Annotated in this window: 11 protein-coding genes; 5 read left to right on the plus strand and 6 right to left on the minus strand. The window is 54.0% G+C overall.

The window, feature by feature from the left end; translation table 11 throughout:
• The first annotated feature begins 57 nt into the window (after window positions 1–57).
• The 3 genes from AC1D1M_RS06820 to AC1D1M_RS06830 all read left to right on the plus strand — a co-directional run bounded on the left by AC1D1M_RS06820 (window position 58) and on the right by AC1D1M_RS06830 (window position 3,423).
• The gene (locus tag AC1D1M_RS06820; protein WP_477775048.1) at window positions 58–993 is read left to right on the plus strand and encodes a hypothetical protein; all 936 of its coding nucleotides are present in this window, start codon (window positions 58–60) and stop codon (window positions 991–993) included.
• A 108-nt stretch (window positions 994–1,101) separates the two neighbouring features.
• Entirely contained in the window at window positions 1,102–1,917 is an 816-nt protein-coding gene (locus AC1D1M_RS06825) for a hypothetical protein (protein WP_477775049.1), read from the plus strand.
• Between the two features lie 129 nt (window positions 1,918–2,046).
• Entirely contained in the window at window positions 2,047–3,423 is a 1,377-nt protein-coding gene (locus AC1D1M_RS06830) for an AbiJ-related protein (protein ID WP_477775272.1), read from the plus strand.
• 187 nt (window positions 3,424–3,610) lie between these two features.
• On the opposite strand, the gene AC1D1M_RS06835 is transcribed toward AC1D1M_RS06830, so the two are convergent.
• Genes AC1D1M_RS06835 through AC1D1M_RS06850 form a run of 4 tightly spaced genes read right to left on the minus strand, consistent with a single transcriptional unit; the run spans window position 3,611 to window position 7,269 of the window.
• Window positions 3,611–5,428 carry a hypothetical protein gene (locus AC1D1M_RS06835; RefSeq protein WP_477775050.1) on the minus strand — a complete coding sequence of 606 codons (1,818 nt, stop codon included), beginning with the start codon at window positions 5,426–5,428 and terminating at the stop codon, window positions 3,611–3,613.
• On the minus strand, window positions 5,428–5,862 hold the full coding sequence (locus AC1D1M_RS06840; protein WP_477775051.1) for an ABC-three component system middle component 2: 435 nt from the start codon (window positions 5,860–5,862) through the stop codon (window positions 5,428–5,430). Before AC1D1M_RS06840 ends, AC1D1M_RS06835 begins: the two co-directional genes overlap by 1 nt.
• Window positions 5,863–6,933 (minus strand): ABC-three component system protein, encoded by a 1,071-nt coding sequence (locus AC1D1M_RS06845; protein ID WP_477775052.1) that lies wholly within the window; start codon window positions 6,931–6,933, stop codon window positions 5,863–5,865.
• A gap of 54 nt (window positions 6,934–6,987) precedes the next feature.
• On the minus strand, window positions 6,988–7,269 hold the full coding sequence (locus AC1D1M_RS06850) for a hypothetical protein (protein WP_054613947.1): 282 nt from the start codon (window positions 7,267–7,269) through the stop codon (window positions 6,988–6,990).
• A 631-nt stretch (window positions 7,270–7,900) separates the two neighbouring features.
• Here AC1D1M_RS06850 and AC1D1M_RS06855 point away from each other — a divergent pair.
• Entirely contained in the window at window positions 7,901–8,512 is a 612-nt protein-coding gene (locus tag AC1D1M_RS06855) for a response regulator (protein ID WP_477775273.1), read from the plus strand.
• A gap of 8 nt (window positions 8,513–8,520) precedes the next feature.
• A complete protein-coding gene (locus AC1D1M_RS06860; RefSeq protein WP_477775053.1) occupies window positions 8,521–12,162 on the plus strand; it encodes a transporter substrate-binding domain-containing protein in 3,642 nt (1,213 codons plus the stop codon).
• A 35-nt stretch (window positions 12,163–12,197) separates the two neighbouring features.
• Here AC1D1M_RS06860 and AC1D1M_RS06865 read toward each other — a convergent pair whose 3' ends face one another.
• Both AC1D1M_RS06865 and AC1D1M_RS06870 read right to left on the minus strand, forming a co-directional pair.
• On the minus strand, window positions 12,198–12,680 hold the full coding sequence (locus tag AC1D1M_RS06865; RefSeq protein WP_477775054.1) for a GAF domain-containing protein: 483 nt from the start codon (window positions 12,678–12,680) through the stop codon (window positions 12,198–12,200).
• A complete protein-coding gene (locus AC1D1M_RS06870; protein ID WP_223515638.1) occupies window positions 12,677–13,567 on the minus strand; it encodes an ATP-binding protein in 891 nt (296 codons plus the stop codon). Before AC1D1M_RS06870 ends, AC1D1M_RS06865 begins: the two co-directional genes overlap by 4 nt.
• Between the last annotated feature and the right edge of the window lie 86 nt (window positions 13,568–13,653).

The raw sequence follows: 13,653 nt of genomic DNA on the forward strand, positions 1-13,653 counted from the left end.
TAACCGACTCACTACGCTATGCCGTAGCCAGGCGGCAGCACGCGCATAAGGATTTGTATGGCCGGTATCAAGATGACCCACGCCTTCGACAAAAAAGGCATCAAATGGGCTGCAGACAACTATGCCAAGGGCATGGGCACAGCTCCTCTGAAGTGTGAGCGGTGCGACGCCACAGTGATTCATGTCAATTCCTTCACTCGGGACTGCTACGACAACCCCTCTAAGGCTCGTGCATTCTTCCGCCTGCAAGCGAATGGAGCGCATGGCCCTAACTGCCGTTTTGGCGTCGACAAGCAAATCGTTGAGCTCGCCAGCACCTCCGAAGGCCTGGTCGAAAGCGTTCAGAAAAACCGCTTCCGCATGCGTCTGATCGCGGTGACAGAAGAGTTGAAAGCAACTGCTAGGCGACTCAAGGAAGATGACGGCGGCGAGAGAACCCCTACTACCTCCAAAAGCTACACACCATCATCCAATCGGCTGTCTTCCTATATCAACACCGCACAGCGCGTCCTCAGATTGCGCGCAATGTGCGACGAAGACGCTGACATCGAGGAGCACCTGGAACTGGTGTTTGCAGGCAACACCGTTGGCTGGAACCAGTTCTACTTCGACCACGCACGGCAAATGGAAGCCCACTACGCCGTCTCAAAGAGTTCGACTCAATACCCCATCGCCGTCCAAGGGCGCGTCGGTAAAATCAAGCGGGGCGTCAAGGACGATCCCAAGCTCAATGTCCTGAATCTCGAAAGACTCAGGGTCACCCAAGATCCCAACGAAACCACAAACGGAATCAGCCTCGAAGTGAGCGTGTGGGCGATCAAGGCAAGCTGGTTTGATGGGCTGACCGAGAACGATGAGGTCATCATCTTCGGCCTGTGGAAAGCCCCTACCCCGGCCCAGACAAAAGCCACCAAGGAGGGGTTATTCAAGACATTCACTAACCGGCGCCTGACCCTGACGCTGGCCGTGAAGTCGCAGATAGCCAAAGTCTGACCACCAGCCCCAAAAGAACAATGAGGCCTTTTAACGCCGTAATTACCGCCTTGAAAGCCTCGCGAGCAAAACTAGAACTAATACTAGAATCAAACATGCAGCCTAGGAATGCCGGACACTGTCCGGCTTTTTGATAGCATGCCAGCCATCAAAATGGACGAGGTGACCATGGCAGCGCGAGCTGATTTTGAAGTGATGCTGAACGGTGACCCTCAAGACTTGAGAGAGCTCAGCGAGCGGGTAGGAACCACAGAGTATTTTCACATTTGGGGTGGGGTTGATCACTGGAACGACTGCCCAAGCGACTATTTCAGCTTCAATTCGATCTATTTTGAGGGGGAAGATGACGAAAATCTGATCTGGCAGATCTCGTACGAACTATCTAGTCTTTTCAACGGAGCATCCAAGCTGTTCTGGAGAGACGCAAGACCAATCACGATTCACAAGATCTTGCTCGAAGGCAAGCCGCTTGACTGGCATGAACCAATGATGCCGCTTAGCCTACTGAGGCGCCCAGCGATCAGCCAATATAAGTGGAATGAGGAGATGAAATGTGCTCTTCGAATGTCCGCCCGGCTTGGTTTGATGATCTTGGCTACTGAAAATGAAGATGTCTACATGCTCCTAAAACAGTTCGAGCTAGAAAATAGCTGGGTCGGCTACTATCGACTTTTGGAAACTATTGACTCTCATGCCAGGGTTAAAGGAATCACTATCGGCGAAGACAAGAAGGAGCGGGAGAGTTTTACGTTCACCGCGAACAACTATTCTATTACCGGCTTTGATTCCAGGCACGGCTTTAAAGACAAAGTAAAGGCCAGCAAACTGCCTGTAATGAAGATCGACCAGGCACACGCTTTTGTAACAAAAATGTGCAAGTCCTATCTTGAACAGGCATACCCGCAGTTCTTCAAATTCGGATAAAAAAGCCGGCCCAGGTGGCCGGTTTTTGTCGTTAGAGGATCAGTGGTTCTAATTGATATGCTGGCTTGCTCAATGTTCCGACTGGTGGTGATAACATCCTTTCAACGACCTCGGAGCACCCCCTTGCGCATGCCTCGAACCCAGCAAAACCTCACCAGCCTGAGAGACACCTTCAGCCAGATCTTGGGCAACCAGAAAGACCACTACACGGATACGCGAATCCCTGAGCTGCTCTTCTCGTTGGGTCTCGATAACTGCAGTGAGTACAGCTCAAAAAGGCGCCATCTTGAGAAAGCGGTAGAAGACGCGAATGATGCACAACGGGTGGCTGCTGCTCAGAAAGCCTTGGAGCTGATTGGCTTTGAGGTTCATGAGCGAGACCAGCTTCAAGAGCTGGTGTGGGACGATGGAACAGCGCCTGTCATCCCTGGTCGCTACCGGCGAGAACTGGCAGAAAAGCTCAACAACATTGACCTGTTTATGACCAGGACTGCGTTCGAACAAGTGCTGAGTGAGTTCTGGCGACTCGACATCATATCGGTCGTGGACTTCACCTGGTCGACCCCAACACTTCGCAAAGAAGTCGTTCGCCACTACATCGAAAATCCCGATTGGGATGTGGCGACGCTCTTCGACAAACTCGGAGCGTTTCAGTCCTCGCATGCCCGATTTGGCCGATTCGTCGAAGCCTTGGCTTCCTCGCGGGTATTGCCCAGCGAACCTGCTCAACGAAAATTCATCGCGGTCGTCAACGATACCCTCAAAGCGTGTGGAGTCCACATTGTCGTTGGGGTGGGAGAAGATGCCTTCCTGACGGCCTCCTTGGCTTACGTAGGATCAGGCAAACAGTCAGCACCAAAGAATCTCATCTTCGCCTCTACCAGAAAGCCAGACCTGCGACTGGGCAACGCCCTGGACAACGATATCGAGGTGATGTCCGACCCAATGGATGTTCTGATCTATGACCGTCCGATAGGGAGTTCTGGTCTCCTGTGGCGCGACCTACAAGCTTGGTACGCCCAGACTCATGGCATCGAGGAAAGCCAAGCCAAGAAAAGTCTGTATCGACGTCTTGAAGGGTGCCTGCCGAAATCATCGCCCCCTCAAGCACTGGCCTTTACCAGCTTCTTCAAAACCTTCACGACAGCGATTCCCGAGCTTCCGGTCTTGCTGCCCGAGGTCTGGTTTCACTGGGATCCCCAGACGGTGTCACGGCGCGGCAAGGAGGCATTGCTAAGGTCACGCATGGACTTCCTTCTGCTGCTTCCCGGTGGAGCAAGGGTTGTCATCGAAATTGATGGCAAACACCACTATTCCGACACAGACGGGCGCTCAAATCCCCGTCTCTACGCGGAGATGATGGCAGCTGACAGGGCTCTGAGGCTGGTGGGGTATGAGGTGTATCGCTTCGGTGTTCACGAGCTTCAGCAGCCTAATGCCGAGGAGGTGCTCATTGGATTCTATCGCGCCCTGTTTGACCGGTACTCTCTAGTAACAGCGTCTTGATTTCGTCAAACTGGGCCTTTCCTGGCAACTTCGAGAAGTTGACACAGCCCGCTATCGACTTGGCGAGCGCCAACTTTTAAGCGCGAAGCACCTAAACCGGGCGATACTGTATTGATTGGCGCCTAGGATCTACGCTGTTCGACCACCGTGTCATGCGACCGGTGATCGACAACATCACAGCATCGAATCAGCCTCTAACAGGGAAGAAACCATATCGCCCGTGCTTTCTGCTCTTAGTAAAGTGCTGATAGTTCATGTGAGGGATGATCGCCATATCAGGCTCCTTGTTCTCAAATATAATAACTTGAGAGTCCTTGAAGTTATCTGCGATGTCCTGATAGAAGGCGTAAATCACGTCCGCTGCAACTTCTTCATCATCTTCCTCAGGCTCCGGATCCCCCTCCTTGTATGTGGTCAGTGGCGAGTCAAGCACTACGAAGCCAGGATGGCGGCCAGAGAGCTTCAGCAGATTCATCAGTCCGAGCGCAAATGCGGAGGAAGCGATCGCTCGATACCCCTTGCCGAAATCGCCTCTCGCGCTTTCACCGATCGTGATATCTCGTACCTTGAAATCAAATTCCACCGGAAGATAATTCGGGAAGCCCCAGCGGTGCAGTATAGCCTGGATTTCTTCCACCAGCGGCTGAGCTGCTTCCTCAAAGCTTTCAGGGGTATACCCGTTTTGTTCCTCTAACAGCAGAGCGCCCAACCTTTTCAGCTCCTCCTTCAACTTGTTCTTATCGGCAACGCGCTTATCAAGCGCCGTGAAATCATGCTTGAGGCAGGAGGCAAGCTCCTTCAGGTCGCTCACCGCCTGTACTGTGTCCTGTATCCCCGAGGTGATCAGTTTCTCAAGGGCAGCGATGGACGCCTTGGCGACTTGCGCGCTGGAGGAGTTCCGTTCAATAGCCCCAGACAGTGATTCCTGGGCCTTCGCTAGCTCATAAAGGTTCTTGGAAATGCGATCCAGTTCGAAGGAAACGCCTTTCTTGATGTCATCAACATTTGTCGTGCATGACTCGGAGTCAAAATGGTTTCCGCACGTTGGACAGAGCACGTCGTCAGAATCATCGAGGAGGACTGCCGCCTGTTCGATGCCCTGTAGACGCTGGCGATCTGAATCGTACTTCTGACCAAGCATGTCAAATCGGCCGAGGAGCGTCCTGTCTTCGGCAATTCTTCCTTCGACCTTCTCCAGTTCGGAGATATGGTTGGCTTTCTGTCTGAACAGGTCTTCACTCGAATGGAACGCGCCTTCAAGCTCGGTTTCAGCCAACTTCAGCCTGAGCGCGACCTGTGTAGTGAACGAACTGAGTTTCTGGAGCTCACGAGCTTCGGTGGCTTCGTCACCCGGATAAAACTGCTTAATGATGTCTTCGACAGCAGCGACCCTATGCTTCAAAGCCCCCTTAGACTTCAGCTCCTTCCTAGCCTGCTTAACCCCTGCGTCATCTTTCCCTGTGAGCAACAGCTTCAGCAGGGACGTTTCTTTAGTACCCTCATTATTTTGACCAGTACCCAAGGGAGAGTACTCAGCAACTATTCGCGCTTCATCTACCAGAAAAACTTTCTCATAATCCCGAATCGAGAAAGACGCATTATCTAACGAAGCTGTGCCTTTCAGTAAAAGCTTCCCATTCAACCCTAGCCTATCCAAAAACTGATTGGAAATAGAATTCATTTTCGTAGGGTTGTGCTTGACCCCCAATACTTGAACCTTGCCTTCCTCATCGTAAAAGGTAGGCTTGGAGTTTGCAGCAAGCTTCCTCTCGATCGTAAACGAACTCTCATCATCGTTTACAAATTTTACCCGGACTATGGTATAGCCTTTCGAGACTTTGATGGGCTTTGGCGGCTTGGTCGCACCCAACGCAAATTTCATGCACTGGACAATGTACGATTTTCCAGTGTCAGATCCGCCTTGGACGACATTCGCACCCTTGGTAAAATAGACCGAGGCATCTGGGAGATCAGGGCCGCTTACGACAACGCTTTCAATGAACATCAGACTACCCTGTCAACTTTATAAATAGTGCGACGCTGAGCAGTGAGGGAATCAATATTCTCCTCAACCCAAGAAACGCGCCGTCTAAAATCTGCGTGATACTCAGTGGTCAGCTTGGCAGCAAACACACAGCCCGCATCGGTAATGGCATATCGAACGCCGTGCTCATCGACCTGAGAAGTAATCAAGCCTTTCGCAGTAAACAGCTTAATCGCGCCAGGAAATATCTCCCGTCTGCGAACCAGCTCCGCGAGACGATTTAGCAGCACTGGATGCAGGCTTTCCTGCCCTCGGAAGTCACTGCTATAAATCGACACGTAATCGAAAAAAATCAATTCGTCTAGGTCAAGCTTCCGGGAAAGGCCGGCGAGCAACAGAACGAGGCGCGCCCCAATCTCCACAGAGCTGTTGTACAAATCCTTTGAATTCATCATCTACTTCTTGATCCATTTAAACTTCAGGTCATTCACCAGCTGATGGCACAGGCCCTTTCGATCGGAGGTCTGCAAGAAATGACGAAGTGGATGGGAGTCATATGGAATATTTACGGACTGCGTGCTCACTCGGAGAAACCGCTCATATCCATCAGCATGCTTTTGTCGCACAACACTGTGCACACCTTCGTGGCACTCATCTTTGAGCTTCTGGTAGCAGCCGGTAGGAAACGCATCGCGTGAAAAAACCTCCAATGACTCAGCGCTGAAGAAGTTAATCCTCGCCCTCTCAAGATCATTCTTGTAATCGGTATCCATTACACTATCAAATGAATACTCTGCACCATCGGCCTCGGAGAATGCGTGCAAGAGAGCCTCAATATAGACTTTCTCGTTATCGCCAACGTCATCAGGTACAGCTTTCTGAACCTGCGGCCTTTTTAGATGGTAGTTTCCAAACCGCTGCGAGTGGTAGGGTGTCAGGGCATGCTTAGCAATCAACTCCTGGGAGGACATCTCATCAACAAAAGAAAAGTCGATGGTGTTGAGATAGTCCAACAGAGCACCCTCAAGAAGAATGGACTCTGTCTTCGTGATCTTATCCTTACAAGCCTTATCCCAGCGCTTGATGATCTCGACCTTAATGCGAGACTTTTTGGCCAGCATGTCAATGCAGTCAGAACTACAGCCCTTCGGCGACACAAAGCGGTACTCACGGGGTAGGGTGTAATCTTCTTTCCATGTGTAGTAAACCAGCTTACCCAACTCCGCCACAACGTTTGCAACGCTCAGTTTATCTTTGTAGTGCTTGCATTGATAATTGTCCCACCCCGTTGCGTACCGGGCGATGACATCGCGCCCCTTATCTCCCGCACCAGCACAGCGGGTTACCGTCTCGTAACCTTTACCTAGGTAAGAAACGAATTCCAGAGTAAAGACTTCCCAATCATCCGCTGACATGATCTGCAGACGATCCAGAGGGTGGACTGGCTCACCTTTTTCTATATCTAGTGCCGTGAGCTCGAATTCCGGGGCTGGAGGGAGCTTGATGGTGTTCTCACCAAAAGACATTAGCTTCACCCCTCCGACCAGGTGCGCCACCCACAAAATAATAGTTAAAGGAAGTCATAATCCGAGATCGCGCTCCAACTGAAGAGCCTTGATATGATTTGGCATATCACCAATAATTTTATTTGGATTCTTCCGCAAAGCACCCGTGAGCTTCTTCAGGAAACGCTGATTCAACTCCATGTTCCCTGACAGTTCACCAATGATAATATCGGGGTAAACGTCAGCTTCTTCCAACCCCATTGTCAACGCCGCGCGGGCTGCGCCAATTGGCTTGTCCATCGCATATTCGATTAGATCAGCTGGGTGAAAAGCGTATTCCTGTTCCTGCTCACTCATGCATGAATCCCTTAGTTATTGAAATGTTGTTCGACTGATTATGTTCGGCTGGGCGACTCATCGGGGGTGTTGGTCAGATGTTCATCAAATCTCAGGCACGACGAAAGCTCCCGAGTAAATACTCCGGATATAGTCGCTGTCTGTCTGCGTTCCTGTGGCGTAGCTGATCCATGCCGAGCTCCTACCGCCCTCCTCACCCGCTAGGCGAGGGTTACTGGGCATCCGGGTGTCCCTGGGTAATGGCACAATACTATCGTCATTGCGCTGCATTGTGAAACCCGCTAGCCCATCTCCGTCGCGATCTTTATGGATCGTGAGGGGCTCGTAAGCCAGGCCAAAGCTCCCCTGTATCGACACCTCTAAGAGGCTTGAACTGGCGAGATCGACTATGCATCGATATGGGCCGGTTTAGGGGGTCAAAAGCAAACCGGCAAAATCCTGAGGCTTCCGGGGTATGCCATAGATAGTGGTGTGTCAGTAACATCAAGCTTAGAGCACTCCCTATCGAAAGCAGAGCTTAAGCTTGTTAATGCAGGAGCAGGAGCAGGAGCAGGAGCAGGAGCAGGAGCAGGAGCAGGTCAAAGCCTAAGGGCTTTGACACCAAAGAGACGTCTGTCCACAAAACGTTTTTATTGTCGACGATCACCCGGTTATCCGCCTTGCCGTTCGAATGCTGCTGGAACATGAAGGTTACAAAGTCGTCGGCGAAACTGACAATGGGGTCGACGCCATGCAGATGGTTCGCGAATGCATGCCGGACCTGGTCATTCTCGACATCAGCATTCCAAAACTGGATGGCCTGGAAGTGCTATCCCGATTCAACGCAATGAGTACCCCTCTTAAAACACTGGTACTGACAGCACAATGCCCGACACTTTTCGGCATTCGCTGCATGCAATCCGGTGCCTCGGGCTATGTCTGCAAACAAGAGGACATCAGTGAACTGGTCAGCGCCATAAAAGCGGTATTTGCAGGTTACAACTATTTTCCGAGCGAGGCCTTGAACCCCGTCCGCGGAGATGAAACACGCTGCATCGAACTGGAGTTGTTCAAATCCGTAAACGACCGGGAACTGATGGTCTTGCAACTTTTTGCCCAAGGTCGCACAAACAAGGAAATCGCCAAGGGGATGTTTCTGAGCAACAAAACCGTGAGCACCTACAAAAAGCGCCTCATGCAGAAACTCAAAGCCAAATCCCTGGTTGAACTAATCGAGATGGCTAAACGTAACGCGCTAGTGTGAGACCCTCAATGCCCAGCCGTTTGAAGGTTTATCTGATACAGGTGACCGCAGGTCTATGCGTGAGCACCTCGTTGTTCGGGGCACCGAACAGTGAACACTACACGCTGCTCAGCCGTTCGAAGGCCGGGTCAATGGAGGTTCGACTGGATGAATCCCAACAGCAATGGATAGAGCAAAAACATGAACTGACGCTCGGTACGTCGGCCCCGGACTACCCCCCTTTCGACCTGACCACGAGTGGGCAGGACTATGAAGGGTTTACCGCCGATTACGCCGGTCTCCTGGAAAAAGTAACCGGTCTGCCCGTCACGGTTCAGCGTTTCGATTCCCGAGGGGCCGCGATCGCTGCACTGGAAAATGGCGAAGTCGATCTGCTCGGCACCGCCAATGGATTCGAAGCCGGCAATGCCGACATTGCACTGTCCATACCCTATGCCGTCGACCAACCCGTATTGGTGACCCGCGAAGGGGAAACCCGATCCCTCACCGATGGCCTGGCCGGTTTGCGCCTGAGCATGGTGTATCACTACTTGCCACTGGCGGAAGTCAAGGCGTTGTACCCGAAGGCGATCATCACGTCCTATCCGTCCTACCAGAATGCGATCAATGCCGTTGCTTTCGATCAGGCGGACGTGTTTCTCGGTGACACCATTTCAACTCACTACATGATCAACAAGGGGTACCTGAACAACATCCGCATGGCCAACTTCGGCAAACATGAAGCCTTTGGTTTCAGCTTCGCCGTCAACCGGAACACCCCCGAGCTGCTCGGCATCATCAACGCGATGATCACGGCCATCCCCTCCAGTGAACGAGAAAACATTACCAAACGCTGGAGCGCCGGTAGCGACATTCTGCTGACCGATCAAAAGTTGCAACTCACTGACCGGGAAGAACGCTGGCTGGCACACCACCCGATAGTCCGCGTCATCGTCAACGAAGCCTTTGCGCCACTGACGTTTTTCGATAGCAACGGCAACTTTCGCGGGGTCACCGCAGATTTGCTTGAGCTGATCAGACTGCGCACCGGCTTGCGCTTTGACATCCAGCACAGTCGGAGCGATGACGAGATGATCAAACAGATCAAGGACAACAAGGCCGATGTGATCGCCGCGTTGCTCCCCAGCGCCCAACGCCAAACCCAACTGAACTTTACCCGCCCCTTTCTGGAAAATTCCTACGTCCTGCTGACCCGCAAAGCCGCCGACAGCCCGACCAACCTCGTGCAGTTGCAGGACAAGCGCCTGGCCATTGCCCGCGGCAATCCACTCATGGATTACCTGCGCAGAGAATTTCCCCGGATCAAGTTGATCGAAACCGCGGACACCTTCAGCGCCGTAGAGTTACTCGCCGAAGGTCAGGCCGAGGGCGCGGTGAACTCACTGATCATTGCCAATTACTTCATTTCGTCGCGGCTGTTCGAGCACACATTGCAAATCAGCACCACCATCGGCACCGAGCAGGCAGCGTTTTCCCTTGCCACCGCTCGGGGCGCCAAAGAGCTGAACGCGATTCTCGACAAGGCGTTACTAAGCATCTCGCCGGAGGAGCTGGGCATCATCAACAGTCGCTGGCGCGGCTATTCGGCGTCCTCGCAAAGCACCTGGCGCAATTATCAAAGACTGTTCTACCAAATCGTCATCGGTGCAGGCGTGCTGTTGCTGATTTCCATTGCGTGGAACGACTACATGCGACGCCAGATCAAGCAACGCAAGGCCGCCGAGCGTGCGTTGAACGATCAATTCGAGTTCATGCGATCGCTGGTCAATGGCACGCCCCATCCGATCTACGTACGTGATCGCCAGGGGCTACTGCAAAGTTGCAACGACAGTTACCTGCAAGCGTTCTGCGCCAGGCGTGAAGATGTCATCGGCAAAAGTGTCATGCAGGGATCGATGAGCAATGTGTTCGAAGCCCGGGAGTACCAGGCTGACTACCAACGCGTGGTGGCCGAGGGCAGACCGTTGATCGTCGATCGCGAACTGCACATTGGTGGCCGGCGGCTGACGATCTATCACTGGATTCTTCCCTATCGGGATTCCAGCGCAAAAGTGCAAGGCATTATCGGTGGCTGGATCGACATCAGTGAACGGCGGCAGCTGCTCGATGATCTGCGTTGCGCGAAAGAGCGTGCCGATAACGCCAACCGGGCCAAAAGCACGTTTCTGGCCACGATGAGCCATGAAATCCGCACGCCGATGAACGCGATCATTGGCATGCTTGAACTGACACTCAAGCGTCTTGATCATCAGCACCCGGAGCGTCCGGCCATCGATGTCGCCTACAACTCGGCGAAAGGGTTGCTGGAGCTGATTGGCGACATTCTAGACATTGCCAGAATCGAATCAGGACGCTTGAGCCTGAGCCCGGAGCGCGTTAGTCCGGGTGAACTCGTAGCCTCGGTCGTGCGGATTTTCGATGGCCTGGCCCGACAGAAGGAACTCGAGCTGGTGCTGGAGTTTTCATCGGCCAACCCGACCTTTGATGTGTTGCTGGACCCTTTGCGCTTCAAGCAAGTGCTGTCCAACCTGATCAGCAATGCCATCAAGTTTACCGAGCAAGGCCATGTCCGGGTCATTGTCGATCTGCACCCGGCAACGCAACCTGATCATGTGCAGATGCGGGTGCAGGTTCACGACAGTGGTATCGGGATCAGCGAACAGGATCAACAGCGCCTGTTCGAACCCTTCGCTCAAGCCGACAACGCCATGCAATCGGCCAGGGGGGGTGCAGGGCTGGGGCTGGTGATCAGCCGCAACCTCTGCGAGATGATGGGCGGCAGTCTGCAATTGCGCAGCGAGCCGGGCGTCGGCACTCAAGTGGAGCTGTTGCTGCAGCTGGAAACGTTGCCGCTGCAACAGTCAGCCCAAGTGGCCGAAACGCAAATCATCGTCGCCACAACCCCGTTGAGTGTGCTGGTAGTCGACGATCACTCGGCCAATCGCTTGCTCACGTGCCAGCAACTGGAATTTCTTGGACATCGATTTACCGTTGCGGCCGATGGTCAGGAGGGACTGGAGGTATGGAAAGACCAACCGTTTGATCTGGTGATCGCCGATTGCAACATGCCGGTCATGAACGGTTACGAGCTGGCCCGTGCCATTCGCCAGCATGAACGACAAAACCATCGTCAACCCTGCACCGTTCTCGGTTTTACCGCCAACGCCCAACCGGAAGAAATACAACGCTGCAAACAGGCCGGAATGGACGACTGTCTGTTCAAACCCCTCAGCCTCGGTGCCTTGAGTCAATGGGTACAAGGCATTGAACCCACCCATGCAACCCCGGCGTTCAGCCTTCACGGGTTGAAACTGCTGACCGGGGGCAACCCGATGTTGAACCGGCGATTGCTCAACGAGTTGGTGAGCAGCAACCGCCAGGATCTGCAAACGCTGTTGTCGCTATCCAGCTCCGCAGATACGCAGGCGCTGCAGGACATTGCCCACAAAATCAAAGGCGCAGCCCGGATAGTGCAGGCCTCCCGCTTGACCGACCGCTGCGAGGCGCTCGAAGCAGCCTGCCATGAGGATTTCGATCGCGAAGAAGTGGCTGCATGCTGCAAATCCATGGAGTGCGCCATGCTTGAGCTGGAGGACGCGTTACTACGTCAGATCGAACACTACGACGAAGGCAAAGTGACAGAGCCTTAACTATGCTTGGCCCCTCGGCAGGCCTGAGGTCTTGATCAGCAGTCGGTCAGGCGCAGGAAAATCGCCGCCAGCTGTTCGATTCCGGCCTGGTCCTGCGCGGTGAAACGCGCGAGCTTCGGACTGTCGAGGTCGAGCACACCGATCAATCGGCCGTCCTTGACCAGCGGCACCACCAGTTCGCTGTTCGAGGCGCTGTCACAGGCAATGTGACCGGGGAACGCGTGCACATCTTCGACCAACTGAGTCTGCAAGGTGGCTGCCGCTGTCCCGCAAACACCGCGACCGAACGGAATCCGCACGCAAGCAATCTGCCCCTGAAACGGGCCCAGCACCAGTTCCTCATTGCGGTTGAGGTAGAAACCGGCCCAGTTCAGGTCATCGAGCTGATTGAACAGAAACGCCGAGAACTGCGCGGTATTGGCGATGAAATCCCGCTCGTCCGCCAACAAGGACTCAAGCTGCGCGTACAGCATGCCGTAGCCTTCGAGACCCTGGCCGCTCTTTTGTAAATCGATCATGCCTTGTGCTCCAACAGTTTCAGCCCGACCCAATAACGGGCAAATTGATAAGCGCAACGTCCATTGCGATTGCCCCGCCCGGTGGCCCAGCGTACCGCCAGAATGTCCAGCTCTTCGCTGCGCTGCCACGCCAGTCCGGCCTTGCCGGCCAACTGGCCGATCCAGTGCTCGACGACGTTGAGGAAGTGTTCCTGGGTAAACGGATAGAACGACAGCCACAAACCGAAGCGGTCCGACAGCGCGATCTTGTCTTCCACTGCCTCGCTGGGATGCAATTCGCCGTCGACCCGTTTCCAGTTTTCGTTGTCACTTTCCTTTTCCGGCACCAGGTGGCGACGGTTGGACGTGGCGTACAGCAAAACGTTGTCCGGTGCCTGTTCCAGCGAGCCATCAAGGACGCTTTTGAGCACTCGGTAATCGCCCTCACCCGACTCGAACGAGAGGTCATCGCAAAACAGCACGAAACGCTGGGGCAGTTTGCCGATCTGCTCGACCACTCGCGGCAGGTCTGCCAGGTGATCACGCTCAATCTCGATCAAGCGCAAACCGGCTTGAGCGTGTTCGGCCAACAAGGCGCGCACCAGCGACGACTTGCCGGTGCCGCGCGAGCCCCAGAGCAAAGCGTGGTTGGCCGGCATGCCATCGAGGAACTGCTGGGTATTACGCCCAAGCTGCTCGACTTGCCGGTCGACGCCGATCAGGTCTGACAAACGCATGTCGAGGCTGACCTCCAGCGGCATCAGATAACCGCCGCGCGACTCACGCTGCCAGCGCGCGGCCAGGCATTGCGTCCAGTCGATGGCTGGCCGCGGTGCCGGCAGCAACGGCTCGATGCGGGCCAGAACGGCATCGGCGCGTTCAAGAAAAGCATTCAATCGGGAATCCACGACTTCTCCTCGGGCACGTTCACAGTAATGATGGTGATACAGCGACGAAACACAGCGTCAGACAAGCGGCTGCCCCCGCAGTACAG

Source organism: Pseudomonas sp. P1_F7 (assembly GCF_056405655.1).

Coding starts and splice junctions, on each gene's coding strand:
- AC1D1M_RS06820 (WP_477775048.1), top strand. CDS start 58: ATGGCCGGTATCAAGATGACCCACGCCTTCGACAAAAAAGGCATCAAA.
- AC1D1M_RS06825 (WP_477775049.1), top strand. CDS start 1,102: ATGCCGGACACTGTCCGGCTTTTTGATAGCATGCCAGCCATCAAAATG.
- AC1D1M_RS06830 (WP_477775272.1), top strand. CDS start 2,047: ATGCCTCGAACCCAGCAAAACCTCACCAGCCTGAGAGACACCTTCAGC.
- AC1D1M_RS06835 (WP_477775050.1), bottom strand. CDS start 5,428: ATGTTCATTGAAAGCGTTGTCGTAAGCGGCCCTGATCTCCCAGATGCC.
- AC1D1M_RS06840 (WP_477775051.1), bottom strand. CDS start 5,862: ATGATGAATTCAAAGGATTTGTACAACAGCTCTGTGGAGATTGGGGCG.
- AC1D1M_RS06845 (WP_477775052.1), bottom strand. CDS start 6,933: ATGTCTTTTGGTGAGAACACCATCAAGCTCCCTCCAGCCCCGGAATTC.
- AC1D1M_RS06850 (WP_054613947.1), bottom strand. CDS start 7,269: ATGAGTGAGCAGGAACAGGAATACGCTTTTCACCCAGCTGATCTAATC.
- AC1D1M_RS06860 (WP_477775053.1), top strand. CDS start 8,521: ATGCCCAGCCGTTTGAAGGTTTATCTGATACAGGTGACCGCAGGTCTA.
- AC1D1M_RS06865 (WP_477775054.1), bottom strand. CDS start 12,680: ATGATCGATTTACAAAAGAGCGGCCAGGGTCTCGAAGGCTACGGCATG.